Origin of the sequence: Lysobacter sp. KIS68-7, from assembly GCF_021284745.1 — a bacterium.
Classification (GTDB): Bacteria; Pseudomonadota; Gammaproteobacteria; order Xanthomonadales; family Xanthomonadaceae; genus Noviluteimonas.
This window is the reverse complement of sequence record NZ_CP089925.1, coordinates 2,842,293-2,860,625: the sequence shown is the minus strand read 5'-3', so window position 1 is coordinate 2,860,625 and position 18,333 is coordinate 2,842,293. Positions and strand designations below refer to the sequence as shown.

Sequence of the window (18,333 nt, the reverse complement as noted above, 5' to 3'; positions counted from 1 at the left end):
TTGCGGGGGGAGCGCGGATTTTAAACCGGGCTCACCTCGGACCGCGCTCCTCGCGCGGCCGGGCCTTGTGGTCGCGGCGGAATGCACTCCAGACCAGGGCCAGCCCGACCCCGCTGCCCAGCAGGAAACTCACCAGCGCCAGGGCCGGGTAGCCGAACAGCTTCCAGCCCGGGGTCTCGATGCGCATCAGCAGGGCCGAGGAGAGGATCAGGGACGCGGTGATCACGCCCGCGCTGATGCGGTTGGCGATCTTCTGCAGGTTCTCCATCAGCTGCGAGTCGTCGAGGCTGCCGACGTGCACGGTGAAGCGGTTCTCGGCGAGCAGCGAGAGCAGGTCGGAGATCTTGCGCGGCGACTCGCGCAGCAGGGCCTGCATCTCCAGCATTTCGCCGGCGACGTTGGCCGGCGTGAAGGATTGCTTCAGTTGCTCGCGCATCACGCGCTGGATGTGCGACTCCACGATCGACTTCACGTCGAGCTCGGGATCCAGTGCAAAGGACACCTGTTCCAGGTTCAGCAGCGTCTTGCCCAGCAGGCTCAGCTCCGGCGGCGTGCGCAGGCCGCAGGCGGTGGCGATGCGCACCAGTTCGATGACCAGGCGGCCTTCGGACATCGCCTGCGATCCGGCATGCGCGGCGTAACGCGCGACGAGTTGCCCGATCTCGCGCACGTAGCGCTCGTGGTCGAAATCCCCCAGGCGCGTGCCCATCGCGATCGATTCACCGGCCGCTTCCTCACCGCGGCCGTCGACGCAGGCGAACAACAAGCGGAGCAGGCGCTCGCGCTGCCGCGGCGGCACGTGCGCGATCATCCCGAGGTCGAACAGGCCGAGCCGGTTGTCGTTGGTGACCAGCATGTTGCCGGGGTGCGGGTCGGCGTGGATTTCGCCGTGCACGAACATCTGGTCCAGGTACCCGCGCAGCAGCGCTTCGGCGAGGCGGCCCAGGTCCTGTTCGGTGCGGCGCAGGCCGGAGAGTGCGGTCACCTTGGTGCCGTGCACCAGGTCCATCGTGAGCACGCGCGTGGCGCACAGGTCGCGCACCGGTTGCGGCACGAACAGTTCCGGATAACCGGCGAAGTGTTCGGAAAAGCGATCCAGGTTTTCGGCTTCGGTGCGGTAGTCGAGCTCGTTGAGCAGCGTCTTGCGGAACTCGTGCACCCAATCGGCGAAGCGCAGGCGCCGCCCGATGTCGGTGATGCGATCGGCCTTGCCGGCGACGTTGGCGAGCGTGTCCAGGTCGCTGCGCACGATCTCGCTGACCCACGGGCGCTGCACTTTCACTGCCACTTCGCGGCCGTCGCGCAAACGCGCGCGATGCACCTGCGCGAGCGATGCGCTGCCGATGGGCTTTTCGTCGAACTCGGCGAAGGCCTTGCTCACGCGCACGCCCAGCTCGTCCTCGATCACCGCGCGCACCGCTTCGACCGGAATGGGCGAGACCTCGTCCTGCATGCGCTGCAGGGCGGCGAGGTAGGCGGGCGGCACCATGTCCGGGCGCGTGGAGAGCGCCTGGCCGATCTTCACGAAGGTCGGGCCGAGCGCTTCCAGGTCCTCGACGAATTCCTCCGGCTGCCCGATCTGCGGTTCGACGAGGACCTCGGTGCCGAGCGCCGCGGTGTCCAGGTCGATGCCGGTGAACACGCCCGCGCTGCGGTACTTCAGGAGGAAGCGCAGGATCTGGGCGCTGCGCGCGAAGCTGGCGGGATGGTGCCCATTCATCCGGAAAGCGTAGTCGCCGCGCCGTCAATGCGATTTCACCCGGTGGGGCGTGTCAGCATCATGGAATGGCAGACGCGGGCACGCTGTGGACCATCGGGCATTCGACGCGACCCTGGGAGGCGTTCGTCGCAATGCTGCAGGACGCGGGTGTGGCGACGCTGGTGGATGTGCGGCGCTTTGCGGGGTCGCGGCGGAATCCGCAGTTCTCCGGCGAGGCGATGGCGGAGGCCTTGCCGCATGCGGGCATCGCGTACATGCCGATGCCCGACCTGGGCGGTCGTCGCCCGGCACGCAAGGATTCGCACAACTCGCGGTGGCGCAATGCGGCCTTTCGCGGCTATGCCGACTACATGGAGACGGCGGAGTACGTGCAGGCGAGCGCGCGGCTCGCGGCCGTTGCCTTGCGCGCACCGACGGCGGTGATGTGCGCCGAAGCGATGTGGTGGCAATGCCACCGCAGCCTGATTTCGGACGACTTCAAGGCGCGTGGATGGCGAGTGCTGCATCTGCTGGCGCCCGGTCGCACGGACGAACATCCGTGGACCGGGGCCGCCACGCTCGTCGACGGTCGGCTGTCCTATGCCGAGCCGTCGACGGGCGCGCTGTTCTGAACAGGCACGCCCTGACTCACTCGCGCGCGATCTTCTCGCGCAGCGGCATGCGCCCCGGCCAACCACCGGCCATCGCGCGATACAGCTCCACGACGCTGACCGTGCTGCGCGTGCGCGCTCCGGCGAGCGCGTCCTGCGCCAGCAACTGCGTCCGTTGCGCATCCAGCACTTCGAACAGGTCGACCGCGCCCGCTTCGAACCGCACGTGCGCGAGGCGTGCCGCATTGGCGCTTTCGAGCGCGGCCTGTGCGAGGTGTTCGTCTTCCACGCGCGCACGCGCCTGGCGGATCAGCGCGTTCTCGGTGTCTTCGAGCGCGAGCAGCACCGTCTGGCGATAGCGCGCGAGTTCGCCCTCGGCGTTCGCATCCGTGGCAGCGATGCGCGCGCGCACGCGACCGGCGTCGAGGAAGGACCAGTCGATGCCGAGCGCGACGAAGCCAGTCTCGCTGTCGCGCCCGAACAACGCACTCGCATCCGCCGCTTGGCTGCCGATCAGCGCGCCGAGCGTGAAGCGCGGGAACAGATCGGCGGTGGCCACGCCGATGCGCGCGGTCGCCGCATGCAGGCGTTCTTCCGCGGCCGCGACATCGGGACGACGGCGCAACAACTCGCCCGGCGTGCCTGCATCGATGTGGTCGGGCAGGGCAGGGAGTTCCGCGGGCGCGTCGAGTTCCGTGATGAGCGCTTCCGGCGTGCGGCCGGTGAGCACCGCGATGCGATGCTCGGCGACCGCGACCTCGGCCTCGAACGCGGGCACGAGCGCGAGCGTGCCTTCCAATTGCGCACGCGCACGCGAGGTGTCGAACTCGGTGCCGCGGCCCGCATCGAAGCGGGCCTGCACCAGGCGCAGGGTTTCGCGCTGGTTCTCGGCGTTCTCGCGGGCGACGCGCAAGCGTTCCTGCAAGCCGCGCAACTGGAAGTAGTTGCGCGCGACGTCGCCCACGATCGCCACCTGCAAGGCGGCCAGGTCGTTCGCGGTCGCTTCGGTGCCGGCGCGGTTGGCTTCGACGTTGCGACGCACGCGGCCGAACAGGTCGAGCTCCCAGGTCGCCGCCGCGTTCACTTCATACGAATCAACGTCGTCGCGGTCCGCGCGGGAGACGCCCGGCGCCTGGTCGGCGCTGAGCCGCGAACGGCTGGCGCTTCCATGCGCCGTGATCGTCGGGATCTGGTCGAACTTCGATTCGCGCAGCAAGGCATTGGCGGCGTCGTAACGCGACAGGGCGATGCGCAGGTCGTGGTTGGCGGCGAGCGCTTCTTCGACGAGCGCGGTCAGCGTGGGATCGCCGAAGCGTTCCCAGAACGCGTCGTCGGCGGGCGCAGGCGTTGCGGTCGTCGCAGGGGCCTCGGCACGCGCGAACGTGGCGGGCTCCTGCGGCGTGGGCCGCACGTAGTCCGGCCCCACGGTGCACGCCGCGAGCAGCGCCGTGACGAGGACCGACGACGCGACGCGCAACGTGGGGACGAAAGCTTGAGAGGTCATGTCAGCTCCTTGGATTCGCATGTCAGGCCTGCGCCACGGCGACTTCGCCGGACGGGACCTGGTCGCGCGTGACCAGCTTGCGCAACGCGACGTAGAACACGGGCGTGAGGAACAGGCCGAACAGCGTGACGCCCAACATGCCGGCGAACACCGTGATGCCCGTGACCGAACGGACTTCTGCGCCCGCGCCGTGCGAGAACACCAGCGGCACGGTGCCGGCGATGAAGGCGATGGAGGTCATCACGATCGGACGCAGACGCAGGCGGCAGGCTTCGAGCGCGGCTTCCATGATCGACTTGCCCTGCAGTTCCAGCTCGCGGGCGAATTCGACGATCAGGATCGCGTTCTTGCACGCCAGGCCCATCAGCACCACCAGGCCCACCTGCACGAAGGTGTTGTTGTCGCCGCCGGTGAGCTTCACGCCGATCAGCGCGGAGAGCATCGTCATCGGCACGATCAGGATCACGGCCAGCGGCAGCGTCCAGCTTTCGTACAGCGCGGCCAGCACGAGGAAGGCGAGCAGCACGGCGAGCGGGAACACGACGAACGCGGCGTTGCCTTGCGTGGCTTCCTGGTAGCTCAGGTCGCTCCAGTCGAAGCCCATGCCATTGGGCAGCACCTGCCCGGCGATCTCTTCCACCTTCTTCATCGCCTGGCCGGAGGACATCACGCGCGGGTCCGCTTCGCCGAGCAGGTCGGCGGCCGGATAGCCGTTGAAGCGCAGCACCGGGTCGGGACCGTAGGTCTGCTTGATGGTGACCATGGAACCGATCGGCACCATCTCGCCGTTGCTGTTGCGCGTGCGCAGGTTGGCGATGTCTTCCACGTGGTCGCGGAACGGACCGTCGGCCTGCGCGATCACCTGCCAGGTGCGACCGAACATGTTGAAGTCGTTGACGTACTGCGAACCGAGGTAAGTCTGCAGCGTGTCGAACAGTTCGGTGAGCGGCACGCCCTGCGCCTTGGCCTTGACGCGATCCACTTCCGCGTCGAGCTGCGGCACGTTGGCCTGGTAGCTGCTGATCGGGAAACCCATGCCGGGCGTCTGCGACGCCATGCCCTGGAAACCCTGCACCGCATTCTGCAGCGCGCCGTAACCCAGGTTGCCGCGGTCTTCGACGAACAACGAATAACCCGATCCATTGCCCAGGCCGAGGATCGGCGGCGGCATCAGCGAGAAGGCGAAGCCTTCCTGGATGCCCTGGATCTTGGCGTTGAGCTGGTCGTTGATCTGCTTCGCACTCAGGTGACGCTCGGAGAAGGGCTTGAGCGGGAAGAACACGACGCCGCTGTTCGGGGTGTTGGTGAACTGCAGCGGGTTCAGGCCGGGGAAGGCGACTTCATGCGCGACGCCGTCGATGCTGCGCGCGGCTTCGGCCACCTTCTTCAATGCCGCATCGGTGCGCTCGATCGACGCGCCTTCCGGCAGCTTCACGCCCGCGATCAGGTACAGCTTGTCCTGGATCGGAATGAAGCCGCGCGGCACCCACGCGAACACCAGGCCAGTGGCGAGCAGCAGCACGCCGTACACCGCGAACACGCGGCCGCGATGGGCGAGCAGGCCGCCGATGCGCCCCTGGTAGGCCGCCGAGCTGCGCTTGAAGAAGCGGTTGAACGGACGGAACACCCAGCCGAAGGCCTTCTCGATCCAGCGCGAGAGCGCATCCTTCGGCGCATCGTGCGGACGCAGCAGCTTGGCGGCGAGCGCCGGGGACAGCGTCAGCGAGTTGGCCGCCGAGATCACCGTGGAGATGGCGATGGTCACCGCGAACTGCTTGTAGAACTGGCCGGTGACGCCGTTGAGGAAGGCCATCGGGACGAACACGGCGCACAGCACCAGCGCGATCGCGATGATCGGGCCGGAGACTTCCTTCATCGCCTGGTGCGCGGCCTCAAGAGGCGTGCGGCCTTCTTCGATGTTGCGCTCCACGTTCTCGACCACGACGATCGCATCGTCCACGACGATGCCGATCGCGAGCACCAATCCGAACAGCGTCAGCGTGTTGATCGAGAAACCGAGCAGGTGCAGGGCCGCGAACGTGCCCACGATGGACACCGGCACCGCGATCAGCGGAATGATCGACGCGCGCCAGGTCTGCAGGAACAGGATCACCACCAGAACGACGAGCGCGATGGCTTCCAGCAGCGTGGTGACCACGGCCTTGATGGAATCGCGCACGAAGATCGTGGTGTCGTAGACGGTCTTGTATTCCACGCCCGGCGGGAACTGCTTCTTCAGCTCCTCCATCTTGGCCACGACGCCATCGCGGATCGCGAGCGCATTCGCGCCCGGCGCCTGGAACACGCCGACTGCGGCCGCATCGCTGCCGTCCAGGCGCGAGCGCAAGGTGTAATCGCCCGCCGCGAGTTCGACGCGCGCCACGTCCGCAAGGCGCACGACCTGGCCGTCGTCGCCGTTCTTCAGCACGACGTTCTTGAACTCATCCACGGAACGCAGGCGACCCTGCGCATTGATCAGCGTGAGGAAGTCGCTGCCGTTGGGCATCGGCTCGGCGCCGAGCTGGCCGGCGGAGACCTGGATGTTCTGCTCGCGCACCGCACGCACGACGTCGCCCGCGGTCATGTCGCGCGCGGCCACCTTGTCGGGATCCAGCCAGATGCGCATGGCGTAGTCGCCGCCGCCGAAGGTCTGCGCATCGCCCACGCCCGGCAGGCGCGCGAGTTCGTCGCGTACGTGCAGGCGCATGTAGTTGCGCAGGTAGAGCGTGTCGTACTTGCCGCTGGTCGAAACCAGGTGCACGACCATCAGGAACACGGGCGACTGCTTCTGCGTCGTCACGCCCTGCCGGCGCACGTCTTCCGGCAACCGGGCCAGCGCCTGCGCGACGCGGTTCTGCACGCGCACCGCGGCGTCGTCCGCGTTGGTGCCGGGCTTGAACGTCACCGTCATCTGCAGCACGCCGTCGGAGCCGGCCACGGACTTGAGGTACATCATGTCCTCGACGCCGTTGATGGCTTCCTCCAGCGGCGTCGCGACGGTTTCGGCGATCACCTTCGGGTTCGCGCCCGGGTACACGGTGCGCACGACCACCGAAGGCGGCACCACTTCCGGGTATTCGCTGATGGGCAGCAGCGGGATGGCGATCAGGCCCGCTGCGAAGATCACGATCGACAACACCGCGGCGAAGATCGGCCGGTCGATGAAGAATTTGGAAAAGTCCATGAGGGGTTCCTCAGGCAAAAGAGCGGTCCTCCTCTCCCTGTAGCGGGAGAGGACGGAGACGAGGGAAGCGGGGCCGCGGCGTGCCCGTTACTTCATGGCGACCTTTTCCGGCTGCGGCGGCGCACCCATCGCGATCGTCTGCGGCGTGACCGGCATGCCGGGCATGAAGATCTTCTGCACGCCGTGCACGATGACCTTGTCGCTGGGCGCCAGGCCCGATTCGACGACGCGCAGTCCGTCGTTCATCCGGCCGGCCACGATGTCCTTGCGCACCGCCGTGTTGTGCGGCCCGAGCACGTAGACGTACTTGCGGTCCTGGTCGGTGAGCACGGCCTTGTCGTCGATCAGCATGGCCTTGAAGCGGCCGCTGCCCTGCAACTGCACGCGTGCGAACAGGCCCGGCGTGAACACGCGATCCGGATTGGCGACGACGGCGCGTGCGCGGATGGTGCCGGTCTGCGAATCGACTTGGTTGTCGATGAAATCGACCGTGCCCTTGTGCGGATATCCGTCCTCGTCGGCGAGGCCGACGCGCACCGGGTTGCGCACGCCGTCGCGTTCGCCCTTGCGCGCGAGCGCGGCGTAACGCAGGAAGGCCTGCTCGTCGCTTTCGAAGTACACGTACATCGGGTCCTGCGAGACGAGCGTGGTGAGCAGCGTGGCGTCGGCCTGCGCGAGGTTGCCTTCGGTCACCATCGCGCGGCCGGCACGGCCGTCGATGGGCGAACGCACTTCGGTGAACTGCAGGTCCAGGCGCGCGGCGGCGACGGCGGCTTCGGCGGCGCGCACGCCGGCGTTGCCCTGCGAGGAGGCGGCCTTGCGGATCTCGAACTCTTCGCGCGAGATCGCCTTGGCGTCGATCAGCGTCTGTGCGCGCTTGTCCTGGGTCTGCGCAAGCAACTGCTCGGCGCGGGCGCGCTCGAGGTTGGCCTGCGCCTGGTCGAGCGCGGCCTTGTAGGGGCGCGGGTCGATCACGAACAGCAGGTCGCCCTTGCGGACGTCCTGGCCTTCGCGATACGCCACCTGCTGCACGTAACCGCTGACGCGCGGGCGGAGCTCGACGGTTTCCACCGCGGCCACGCGGCCGGTGAATTCATCCCACTGGGCCACTTCCTTGGTGAGCACCTGGGCGACGCTGACCTGCGGCGGAGGCGGCATGCCTTCCGGCGCGGCCGCTTCGCTGGAGCAGGCGGCGATGGCGATCGGCAACAGCGCGGCAAGCGCCAGCACCACGATGGGGGCCGGGTGCCGTGCGCGCGTGCGTTCAACGGCGGGTCGGAGGTTCATGACTGTCTTCCTTGTTCTCGAGGGGGGAGGCGGAATGGGGGCGGGAGAGCGAGCCGAGCAGCGTGCGCGCGTCCTGCAGACAGCGTGATGTCAGCAGGCGTGGGTCGCTATCCGATGTTTGTGGGTCGTCCTCGTCGCTTGCGTCGGAGCACGGACCCGCGCAATGCACGATGGCTTCGGCCGGCGCGCGGTCCCGGCGATCGAGCATCGCGAGCACGCGGCGACCGACGCCGTTCGCGCTCGGCCACTGCGCGCAGGCGTGGCGTTCGTTCTCGCGCGTGCGCACGGGCCAGTCGAGCGAGAGCAACTGCAGGCGGACCGACAGGGCGCGCGCTTCGTCGTGCAGCACGCGCGCGAGCATGTGCAGCGCGGCGCCACCGACCGAGCGATGGCCGTAACCGGCCCACGGGTGTGATGCACCGGGGCCGTCGACCAGGATGTAACCGCCGCCACGCTGGCCTTCGACCAGCAGCGGCAGCAGGTGCCGCGCGGCCGCGAGGTGTGCCACGACGTTCGCATCGAGCGCATCGCGCAGTTCGCTGGCCGGCTTGTCGAGGATGCGGCCGCGCTCGCGTTCCGTGCATAGCGCGGCGATGACACCGTCGATCGGACGGTCGAGCTTGCGGATGTCGCGGGCCAGGGCCGCGGCGCTGCGTTCGTCGCCCGGGTGCGCGACGAGGATGGAAAGGTCGGCGTGCGCATGCGATCCCTGCAATGCGCGCAACCCGTCGCGGTCGGGGGAGATCGCGACGACGGGCCGACCAGCTTCGACCGCCGCGCGGACCACGCCGCGGCCGATGGCGCTGGTCGCGCCGAGAACGAGAAGAGCGGGCTTCACTGTCCCGCTCCCGGGATGGTTTCTCCCGAATATGGGACAAGATTTCGGGCCAATGTATGGCGCTGCGCCGCACCGGCCACGGCCAGGCCGAGGACCAGCAGGGGCATGCCGACGAGGAAGGCCAGCACCCACGCCATCAGCCAGATCCCTGCGCCACCGCTGGCGATGGACTCGCGCATGGCCACGAAACCCAGCCACGCCAATACCGCCAGGGCGATCGGCAGGAGCGGGAGGACGGCGAGGCGGGCGGCTTGCGGGGCGGACATGACGGGGACCTCGGGGAGGATGCCGCACACCGTACGCCTCGGCCCCCCTCTTGATTAGCTGGCAAATCGGGGAATAATTGTCCCGGCTCCGGTCCAATCGGCAGCAGCCGATTCGGTTCCCCCACCGGCGCCCAGCGAAGGAGCGTCCGCATGGCCCGCGATCTCAACGACACCCTGGTTTTCGTCAAGGTGGTCGAGCACGGCAGCTTCATTTCCGCAGCGCGCGCATTGCGCCTGCCCAAGACCACGGTCAGCCGCAAGGTGCAGGACCTGGAACAGCGCCTCGGCGCGCAACTGTTGCATCGCACGACCCGCAAGCTCGGGCTCACCGAAGCGGGCAACGTGTACTACGAACATTGCCAGCGCATTGCACGCGAACTGGACGAAGCCGAAAGCGCCGTCGGCCAGTTGCAGGGCGGGCCGCGCGGCTGGTTGCGCATCACGACGCCGTACTCGATGGGCATCGAATGGATCGCGCCGCTGCTGAGCGAGTTCCATGCGCGCCATCCGGAAGTGCGCGTGGAGATGGTGCTCAACAACGAACCGCTGGATCTGATCGACAAGGAAATCGATGTCGCGCTGCGCATCGGCAACCTGCCGGATTCCAACCTCGTCGCGCGCCGCCTGGCGGTGCTGCGCACGCAGGTCTATGCCAGCCAGCGTTACCTCGAGCGCCACGGCGAACCGCTGCATCCCGACGATCTGCAGCACCACCGCACGCTGGCGATGGTGAAGCAGCGGCGCAACGGCTTCGGCTTCTCCTGGCCGCTGCACGACGGCACGCGCAGCACCGAATTCCGCATCGATCCGGTGTTCGTCGCCAACGATCCGGCCGGCCTCCGCGGCGCGCTGCTGTGCGGCGAGGGCCTGATGCTCGCCAACGACATCATGATGAAGCCCTACGCCGAAGCCGGTTACGTGCGTCGCGTGCTGCCGGCCTGGAACGGGCCGGAGTACGAGATGAACGCCGTGTTCCCGCGCGGTCGCGTGCAGTCGCCGAAGGTGCGTGCGTTCGTCGACTTCCTGGTCGAGCGCCTCGACTTCGATGCAGGCTTCATGCAGCAGGCGGTGTGTCCCGGCAGCAGCTGCAGCGAGGTCGGCAAGCAGGCGAAGGCGGTCGACAACGCGTATCGCCTGGCGCTGCGCAAGGTCGGCGAAACGGCCAAGCCGGCGACCGAAGAGGAAATCGAAGTCGCCGAGGGCTGAGGTCAGATCCCGCTGACCGACGCAATCCAGCGCGATTTCCGGCGTGCGAGGCGATCTTCCGTCGCCTCGCCGTCGAAGTCGCTGCTGCTGCGGTCGAACACCGCCGGATCCACGCCCTCGAACGTATTGATGTTGACAACGGCGTAGTCGCGTCCATCGATGCGGCTGATCACCGCCGGCACGCCGCCGCAGCGCTTGCACACCAGGAAATCCGCGGTGCGCGTGCCGAAGGCGTAGCGCTCGAGCAGGGCGGCGTCCTGCACCTCGAGTTGCAGGCGTGCGTCGGGATTCGAGGTCCACGACGCACCGTGCTTGCGGCAGAAGGTGCAGCCGCAGGCGCGCGCGGGAATTCGCGGCACGTCGTCCGGCCACGTGAGTTCGAACGTCACGTTCCCGCAATGGCAGGCGCCGCGAATCTGCATCACTTCGTCTCCGGCGGCGTGAGGCGCAGCAGCTTGCCGTTGTCTTCGTCCGTCAGCACGTACACGTTGCCGTCCTTGCCGACGCGCACGTCGCGAATGCGCGCGCCCAGGTCCTGCAGCAAGCGCTCTTCGCCGACGATCGCGTCGCCCTTCAGCGAGAGCCGGATCAGGTTGGATTGCGCGAGCGAACCGAGGAAGAGGCTGTCGTTCCAGGGCGAGCCCGGCCGGCCCGTGTAGAACGCCATGCCCGACAGGCCAGGCGACACCGGCCAGTAATGATGCGGTTGCTCCATCCCCGGCGCCGACGTCCCCACCGATTCGGAAATCTTCAAACCCGAGTAGTCGATGCCGTAAGTGATGATCGGCCAACCGTAATTCTTGCCTGCCTTCGGAAGATTGATTTCGTCGCCGCCGCGCGGCCCATGCTCGCTTTCCCACAGCGTGCCCGTGCGCGGATCGATGGCCAGGCCCTGCATGTTGCGATGCCCGTAGCTCCAGATTTCCGGACGCGCATCCTTGCGGCCGACGAAAGGATTGTCCTTCGGCACGCTGCCGTCGAGGTTCAGGCGGACGACCTTGCCCTGCAGCATGTCGAGCTTCTGCGCCGTCGGCCGATGGTTGCGCTCGCCCTGGCTGATGAACACGTGGCCGTGTCCGTCGAAGGCGATGCGCGAACCGAAGTGGTTACCGCCATCGAGCTTCGGCATCTGGCGGTAGAACACACGCACGTCCTTCAACGCGTTGCCATCGAGCGTCGCCATCGCGGCCGCGGTGCCGGCGGTGTCGTTCTCGCCGGGTTCGGCGAAGCTGAAGTAGATGCGGTGCGACGTGGCGTAATCCGGTGCGAGTTCGACATCGAGCAGGCCGCCCTGGCCTTGCGCGAAGACGGTGGGCACGCCGCTGATGGGCGGACCGATCGTGCCCTTTGCATCGATGCGGCGCATGCGCCCCGGGCGTTCGGTGACTAGGAAACTGCCATCGGGCATCAATGCGACAGCCCAGGGATGTTCGAGCCCGTGCGCGATGGTCTCCACGCGCATGCCGGCGGGCGAGGGCGCGGCCGGCGTGTTCGCGGCGCTCGCCTGCGCATTCTGTTCGCCGGCGCTGCATCCGCTGACGAGCATCAGGCACAGCGCCAATCCACCAATGCGTTTCATCGAAGATCGACTCCTGCGAGGGATGAGGAGAGGGTACTACCGATATCCGGCAGCCTGCAGTTCGAAGAGTTCCGCATAGCGCCCGCCCTGCGCGAGCAGGGCTTCGTGCGTGCCGCTGGCCTCCAGTCGCCCTTCGGCGAGGACGAGGATGCGGTCGGCCATGCGCACGCTCGAGAAGCGATGCGAGATCAGCACCGCGGTGCGGCCCGCGGAGAGTTCCTTGAAGCGCTGGAAGACTTCGAACTCGCTGCGCGCATCGAGCGCCGCCGTGGGTTCGTCGAGGATCATCACCTGCGCATCGCGCATGTACGCGCGCGCGATCGCGATCTTCTGCCATTGCCCGCCCGACAGGTCCACGCCGCTCTTGAAGCGCCGGCCGATCACCTGGTCGTAACGATTGGGCAGCGTGTCGACGACTTCATCGGCGAACGCCCTGCGCGCGGCGCCTTCGATGCGCGTGCGGTCGTCCATTGCGGAGATCTGTCCCACGCCGATGTTCTCCGCGACGGTGAGGTGGTAGCGCACGAAGTCCTGGAAGATCACGCCGATGTTGGCGCGCAGGTCTTCCAGGCTGTAGTCGCGCAGGTCGCGGCCGTCGAGCAGGATGCGGCCCTCGTCCGGCTCGTACAGGCGCGCGAGCAGTTTCACCAGCGTGGTCTTGCCCGCGCCGTTCTCGCCGACGAGCGCGAGCACTTCGCCTGCGCGCAGTTCGAAATCGAGGTTGCGCAGCGCCCAGCGCTCGGCGTCGGGATAACGGAAGCCGACGTTCTCGAACACGAAGCCGCGCGCGATGGGGCGCGGGATCGGCACCGCATCGGGCTTCGATCGGATCTCCGGCACGATCTCGAAGAACGAATACAGATCGTCGAGGTAGAGGGCCTGCCCCGCGACCTGCGAGAACCCGACGAGCAAGCCTTCGAGCAACTGCCGCAGCCTCCGGAAGCTGCCGGCGAGGAAGGTCAGGTCGCCGATGCTGAAATCGCCGCGCACCGTGCGCCACGCGATGTACGCATACGCTAGGTAATACGCGAAGGTGCCCAGCGCGGCGAGCAACGTGCCCCACACCGCGCGACGCCGCGCGAGGCTGCGGTTGGCATCCAGGAACTGCTTGGCCAGCGTGCGGTAGCGCGCGATGAAGTACTTGTGCAGGTCGAAGATCTTCACTTCCTTCGCGGTCTCGACGCTCGCGCCCATCTGGCGCAGGTATTCGAGCTGCCGGCGCTCCGGCGTCCACTGGAAGTTGAGCGAGTAGTTCAGCGCGTTGAAGTGCGACTCGCCGACGAACGCGGGCACCAGCGCCACCGCGAGCAAGGCGATCAGCCACGGCGCATAGATGAGCAGGCCGGCGGCGAAGCTGACGACCGTCACTGCGTCCTGCGCCTGCCCGAACAACTGGCTGAGCAGGTTCATGCGCCCCATCGTTTGCCGGCGCGCGCGGTCGAGCCGGTCCTGCAGGTCGGGATCCTCGAAGTCTTCCAGGTCGAGCGTCGCTGCGTGTTCCATCAGGCGCACGCTGGTCGCGTTGGTGAACATCTCCGAGAGCACCGCGTCGGCGTAGCTCACGATGCGGCCGAGCAGGTCGGAGAGGATCGCCAGCGAGAACTCGGCGAGCAGCAACACGACCAGGTGGTCGAGCGCGCCGCTGTGCCAGGCATCGAGGAAGGCATCGAAGCCCAGGCCGCGGCCGACCAGGCGCACGGCTTCGTCGATGATCAGCTTGCCCACGTACAAGGTGGCGATCGGCAACAGCGCACGCACCATGCGCAGGCCGAGGCTCACCAACGTGAGCGTGCGGCTGGTTCCCCAGATCTCGCGCAGGAACGGCGGCAGGTTGCGCAGCGCGCCGACGCGTTCGCGCAGGGAGGGGTTCGCGGTGCGGGCCGGCTCTGCCATGGCCGGCTAGTCTCCGGAACGGCCGGTGACGGGAACAAAAAAAGGGCGCGGATCGCTCCGCGCCCAGGTGGGGTGTGGTCGTTGATTTATTCAAAAACGAGTTCGGCGTCGCCCGAGAAGGTTTCGATGCGGATCTGCCCGTTGCCGGTGCCGAAGCGATGCTCGAAGCTCGCGCCGGGGCCGTACTTCGGACGCTGGATCGTCACACCGGGCGCCTTGAGGTCGCCGCTGAAGGTTTCGCCGCTGGCGCGGGCCGAGGTGTCCTTCGGCATGCGCAGGTGCAGGTCGCCGCTCACCGACTCGGCTTTGAGTTCGCCGCCATCGGCCAGGCCGGCGCGCACGGTGACGTCGCCGGAGACCGTGGAGGCCGAGATGCGGCGCAGGCGCAGGCCATTGCTTTCGGCTTCGATGTTGCCGGACACCGTCTCCACCGACATCTCGCCGTTGAGCTTGCCCTTCAGGCGCAGGTCGCCGCTCACCGTGGAGGCCGAGACCTCCTTCGTGTTGAGCGTGAGCTGCAGGTCGCCGCTGACGCTTTCGATGTGCGCCTCGCGCGGCGCCGCCGCGACGGTGACGTCGCCGCTGACGCTGTCGATCTCCAGCGATTCGCCGGCCACGCCGACGACATCCACCGTCGCCGACACCGCGTCGATCTCCAGGCCCGCGAGCACCGGCACGTTGATGATCAGGTCGGTCGGCTCGGTCTTCTCGTCGCGGCCGAAGCCGCTGTCGCGCTTCGGGTATTCGACGCGGATGACCAGGTCGTTCTCGTCGCCTTCGACGACGAGTTTTTCCACGCCCTTGCCGAGGCTGCCGCCGATGTGGACTTCGGGTTTATCCCACGTGCGGACCTGGATGCTGCCCTTCACGTTGTCGATTTCCACGTGGCCGCGCGCGTCGAGCGGGCGGGACTGGTTGATCGGCGTGGCGGCCCACGCCGTCGGTGCGGCCACCAGGGCGGCCAGGAGGGAGAGGGTGAGCAGCTTGCGGGTCATGGGACTTCTCCAAAAAGTGCAGCGAAAGGCATCGGCATGTGTCAGCTGGCGAGCACGTCGTCGTGCGCGGCCAGGCGTTGCGTGAGTTCGAGGCGACGCGTGTAGGTGCGTTGCAGCTGGTTCAACAGGAAACGCGCGTTGGGGTCGCGCGTGAGCGCGGTGCGGATCTGCGCAGCGCTCTGGTCGAGCACCTGCAGTTCCTTCGAGGCCGGCTGCACCTGGGCGGGGCGGCCGGCGCCGAGGATCTTCAGCGCCGCCTGGTATTCCAGCGTCATCGCGTCGGCTTCCTTCGCGATCAGCTGCGTGTGCGGGTCGTTGGCGGCAGGGAGTCCCGCCGGTGCCTGCACGGGGCGCAACTGCCAGGCCAGGCCGAGGGCGAGCGCGAGCGCGAGCGAGGCGGCGGTGGCCAGCGGTGCGAAGCGGCGCCACGTCGGACGGCGCGCGACGACCGGCGCAGGCTTCACCTGCGGCGTGCTCGCCAGGCGTCCGGCGATCGAGGGCCACAGGTCGCGGGCGGGCTCGGCATCCTGGCGCAGCGCGCGCAATTCCCAGCGCAGCGCGTCGGGCAGCAGGCCGTTGTCTTCTTCGTTTTTCATGTCATGCGTCATGGGAACCTCCAAGCCGCGTGCGCAGCAATCCGCGCGCGCGATGCAACTGGGCCTTCGAACTGCCGACCGCCATGCCGAGTTCGGCGGCGATCTCCTCGTGTTTCCAACCTTCCACGTCGTGCAGCACCAGGACCGCACGCGCCCGCGGGGGCAGGGTGGCGACCGCGCGCTCCAGGTCCATCGTCAGTGCGGTCACGTGGCCCGCCGAATCCAGCGTGCCGATCGAATCCAGGGCGTCCTCGTCGTCGCTTGCCTGCGGGCGGCTGCGCCGCGAGCGCAGTTCCATCAGCGCGGTGTTCACCGCGAGCCGGTGCAGCCAGGTCGAGAACGCACTTTCGAAGCGATACCCGGGCAGGGCCTGCCAAGCGCGCACGAAGGCTTCCTGGGTCAGGTCCTCCGCGCGGCCGGCGTTGCCGCCGACGAGGCGGAGGATCACGCCATGCACGCGACCGCTATGGCGACGGTAGAGCGCCTCGAAGGCGATCGCGTCGCCGGCGCCCGCGGAACGAACGAGCGGCCCGTCGACATCCTCGGCGGGAGGGGTCAGGACTGGCGCGGCAGGTGTCCATTCGGTCACGGCGGAGGTCAGCATATCCACTCCGATGCGGCATCGGCCGGCAAGGTTTAAGGCGCCCGGCTCCGGTGAATGGGTCCGCGAGGGGCTAGAATCGCCGCTTTCCCGCTCCGCTGCTTCCTCGTGACCTCCCAGCATTCCCCCAGCTCGCGGGCCCCCGGCCCGGTGTCGATCCGCCAGGAAGACCTGATCCAGTCGGTGGCCGACGCACTGCAGTACATCTCGTACTACCACCCCGTCGACTACATCCGGAACCTCGCCGCCGCCTATGAGCGCGAAGAGAGCCCGGCGGCGAAGGACGCCATCGCGCAGATCCTGATCAATTCGCGCATGTGCGCCGAAGGCCATCGCCCGATCTGCCAGGACACGGGCATCGTCACGGTGTTCCTCACCATCGGCATGGACGTGCGCTGGGACGACGCCTCGATGGGCGTGGAGGACATGGTCCATGAAGGCGTGCGCCGCGCCTACAACCATCCCGACAACAAGCTGCGCGCCAGCGTGCTCGCCGATCCCGCGGGCAAGCGCACCAACACGAAGGACAACACGCCCGGCGTGGTCAACGTGAAGGTCGTGCCGGGCAACACGGTCGAAGTGATCGTCGCGGCGAAGGGCGGTGGTTCGGAAGCCAAGTCGAAGTTCGCGATGCTCAACCCCTCCGACTCCATCGTCGACTGGGTGCTCAAGACCGTGCCGACCATGGGCGCGGGCTGGTGCCCGCCGGGCATGCTCGGCATCGGCATCGGCGGCACCGCCGAGAAGGCGATGCTGCTGGCGAAGGAAGCGCTGATGGAGCCGATCGACATCGTCGAGCTGCAGGCGCGCGGTGCGTCCAATCGTGCCGAGGAATTGCGCCTGGAGCTGTACGAAAAGGTCAACGCGCTCGGCATCGGGGCGCAGGGCCTGGGCGGCCTGACCACGGTGCTCGACATCAAGGTCAAGGATTACCCGACGCACGCGGCGAACCTGCCGGTCGCGATGATCCCCAACTGCGCCGCCACGCGCCACGCGCACTTCGTGCTCGACGGCAGCGGCGCGGTGATGCTGGATCCGCCCTCGCTCGAGGACTGGCCGAAGCTCACCTACGATTCGAGCAAGGGCCGTCGCGTCGACCTGGACACGCTGACGAAGGAAGACGTCGCCTCCTGGAAGCCGGGCGAAGTGCTGTTGCTCAACGGCAGGCTGCTCACCGGCCGCGATGCCGCGCACAAGCGCATGGTCGACATGTTGAACAAGGGCGAGGCACTGCCCGTCGACCTGAAGGGACGTTTCATCTACTACGTCGGCCCCGTCGATCCGGTGCGCGATGAAGTCGTCGGCCCCGCGGGTCCGACCACCGCCACGCGCATGGACAAGTTCACCGAACAGGTGCTCGCGCAGACCGGCCTGCTGGGCATGGTCGGCAAGGCCGAGCGCGGTCCGGCGGCGATCGAGGCCATCCGCAAGCACGGTTCGGCCTACCTCATGGCGGTCGGTGGTGCGGCCTATCTCGTGTCGAAGGCCATCAAGGCCGCCAAGGTCGTCGCCTTCGCCGACCTCGGCATGGAAGCCATCTATGAATTCACCGTGCAGGACATGCCCGTGACCGTCGCGGTGGATTCCACCGGCAGCTCGGTGCACGAGACCGGCCCGCGCGAGTGGGCGGCCCGCATCGGGAAAATCCCGGTGGTGGTCGCTTGATCGTCCCGACACTGCTGGAACACGTCCTCGACAGCGGCGAATCGTTCAAGGTCCGGCTCGAACAGCAACACGGTTTCCTGCGCGCCTACGTGCACGAAGGCCGCGATTCGCTCGCGGTCTCCATCGCGATGTGGAAGCTGCTCGCCGAACAGTGCGCGCTGCATGGCGCGCGCAAGCTGCTGGTGATCGAAGACCTCGATGCGACGGTCGACCGCGACGACGTGCCGAAGGTGATCGACGCGATGGCCGACTTCGGCTTCGCGAGCATCCGCACCGCCTTCGTCGAGATGCAGGACGACCTGCAGGGCAGCGAGCACGGCGGCATCCTGCTCACCGAACGCGGCATCGCGATCCACGTCTCCAACGACGAATTCGTCGCGCGCCACTGGCTGATGTACGGCGAGTAAGC

General features: G+C 67.8%; 16 protein-coding genes. 4 read left to right on the top strand and 12 right to left on the bottom strand.

Annotated features, from left to right (window positions below; genetic code table 11):
* Positions 1-31 precede the first annotated feature (31 nt).
* Positions 32-1,720 (bottom strand): AarF/UbiB family protein, encoded by a 1,689-nt coding sequence (locus LVB87_RS13780; protein WP_232898527.1) that lies wholly within the window; start codon positions 1,718-1,720, stop codon positions 32-34.
* Positions 1,721-1,785: 65 nt separating this feature from the next.
* On the opposite strand from LVB87_RS13780, the gene LVB87_RS13775 reads away from it, so the two are divergent.
* Complete coding sequence (locus tag LVB87_RS13775) at positions 1,786-2,331, top strand: DUF488 domain-containing protein (RefSeq protein ID WP_232898526.1); 546 nt, start codon at positions 1,786-1,788, stop codon at positions 2,329-2,331.
* Between the two features lie 16 nt (positions 2,332-2,347).
* Here the strand turns inward: LVB87_RS13775 and LVB87_RS13770 are convergent, their stop codons facing one another.
* The 5 genes from LVB87_RS13770 to LVB87_RS13750 all read right to left on the bottom strand — a co-directional run bounded on the left by LVB87_RS13770 (position 2,348) and on the right by LVB87_RS13750 (position 9,389).
* Positions 2,348-3,814, bottom strand: a complete 1,467-nt coding sequence (locus tag LVB87_RS13770; protein WP_232898525.1) for an efflux transporter outer membrane subunit — start codon at positions 3,812-3,814, stop codon at positions 2,348-2,350.
* Between the two features lie 22 nt (positions 3,815-3,836).
* Positions 3,837-6,998 carry a multidrug efflux RND transporter permease subunit gene (locus LVB87_RS13765; protein WP_232898524.1) on the bottom strand — a complete coding sequence of 1,054 codons (3,162 nt, stop codon included), beginning with the start codon at positions 6,996-6,998 and terminating at the stop codon, positions 3,837-3,839.
* A gap of 87 nt (positions 6,999-7,085) precedes the next feature.
* Positions 7,086-8,285: an efflux RND transporter periplasmic adaptor subunit gene (locus LVB87_RS13760; RefSeq protein ID WP_232898523.1), complete on the bottom strand. Its 1,200-nt coding sequence runs from the start codon at positions 8,283-8,285 to the stop codon at positions 7,086-7,088.
* On the bottom strand, positions 8,263-9,123 hold the full coding sequence (locus tag LVB87_RS13755; protein ID WP_232898522.1) for an SDR family oxidoreductase: 861 nt from the start codon (positions 9,121-9,123) through the stop codon (positions 8,263-8,265). The genes LVB87_RS13760 and LVB87_RS13755 overlap by 23 nt, the downstream gene beginning before the upstream one ends.
* Positions 9,120-9,389 carry a hypothetical protein gene (locus tag LVB87_RS13750; RefSeq protein WP_232898521.1) on the bottom strand — a complete coding sequence of 90 codons (270 nt, stop codon included), beginning with the start codon at positions 9,387-9,389 and terminating at the stop codon, positions 9,120-9,122. Before LVB87_RS13750 ends, LVB87_RS13755 begins: the two co-directional genes overlap by 4 nt.
* 150 nt (positions 9,390-9,539) lie before the next feature.
* Here LVB87_RS13750 and LVB87_RS13745 point away from each other — a divergent pair, with 150 nt between their 5' ends.
* On the top strand, positions 9,540-10,595 hold the full coding sequence (locus LVB87_RS13745) for a LysR family transcriptional regulator (RefSeq protein ID WP_343223398.1): 1,056 nt from the start codon (positions 9,540-9,542) through the stop codon (positions 10,593-10,595).
* Between the two features lie 2 nt (positions 10,596-10,597).
* On the opposite strand, the gene LVB87_RS13740 is transcribed toward LVB87_RS13745, so the two are convergent.
* From LVB87_RS13740 to LVB87_RS13715, 6 genes are all read right to left on the bottom strand, one after another.
* Positions 10,598-11,017, bottom strand: coding sequence for a hypothetical protein (locus tag LVB87_RS13740; RefSeq protein WP_232898520.1), 420 nt, complete (start codon positions 11,015-11,017; stop codon positions 10,598-10,600).
* Positions 11,017-12,174 carry a PQQ-dependent sugar dehydrogenase gene (locus LVB87_RS13735; RefSeq protein ID WP_232898519.1) on the bottom strand — a complete coding sequence of 386 codons (1,158 nt, stop codon included), beginning with the start codon at positions 12,172-12,174 and terminating at the stop codon, positions 11,017-11,019. The genes LVB87_RS13740 and LVB87_RS13735 overlap by 1 nt, the downstream gene beginning before the upstream one ends.
* A gap of 36 nt (positions 12,175-12,210) precedes the next feature.
* Positions 12,211-14,067 (bottom strand): ABC transporter ATP-binding protein, encoded by a 1,857-nt coding sequence (locus LVB87_RS13730; RefSeq protein WP_232898518.1) that lies wholly within the window; start codon positions 14,065-14,067, stop codon positions 12,211-12,213.
* An 86-nt stretch (positions 14,068-14,153) separates the two neighbouring features.
* Positions 14,154-15,062, bottom strand: coding sequence for a DUF4097 family beta strand repeat-containing protein (locus tag LVB87_RS13725; protein WP_232898517.1), 909 nt, complete (start codon positions 15,060-15,062; stop codon positions 14,154-14,156).
* 41 nt (positions 15,063-15,103) lie between these two features.
* Positions 15,104-15,658, bottom strand: coding sequence for a hypothetical protein (locus LVB87_RS13720; RefSeq protein ID WP_232898516.1), 555 nt, complete (start codon positions 15,656-15,658; stop codon positions 15,104-15,106).
* A 1-nt stretch (position 15,659) separates the two neighbouring features.
* Entirely contained in the window at positions 15,660-16,262 is a 603-nt protein-coding gene (locus LVB87_RS13715; RefSeq protein WP_232898515.1) for a sigma-70 family RNA polymerase sigma factor, read from the bottom strand.
* A gap of 147 nt (positions 16,263-16,409) precedes the next feature.
* On the opposite strand from LVB87_RS13715, the gene LVB87_RS13710 reads away from it, so the two are divergent.
* On the top strand, positions 16,410-17,924 hold the full coding sequence (locus LVB87_RS13710) for a fumarate hydratase (protein ID WP_232898514.1): 1,515 nt from the start codon (positions 16,410-16,412) through the stop codon (positions 17,922-17,924).
* The gene (locus LVB87_RS13705; RefSeq protein WP_232898513.1) at positions 17,921-18,331 is read left to right on the top strand and encodes a hypothetical protein; all 411 of its coding nucleotides are present in this window, start codon (positions 17,921-17,923) and stop codon (positions 18,329-18,331) included. The genes LVB87_RS13710 and LVB87_RS13705 overlap by 4 nt, the downstream gene beginning before the upstream one ends.
* The last annotated feature ends 2 nt before the right edge of the window (positions 18,332-18,333 follow it).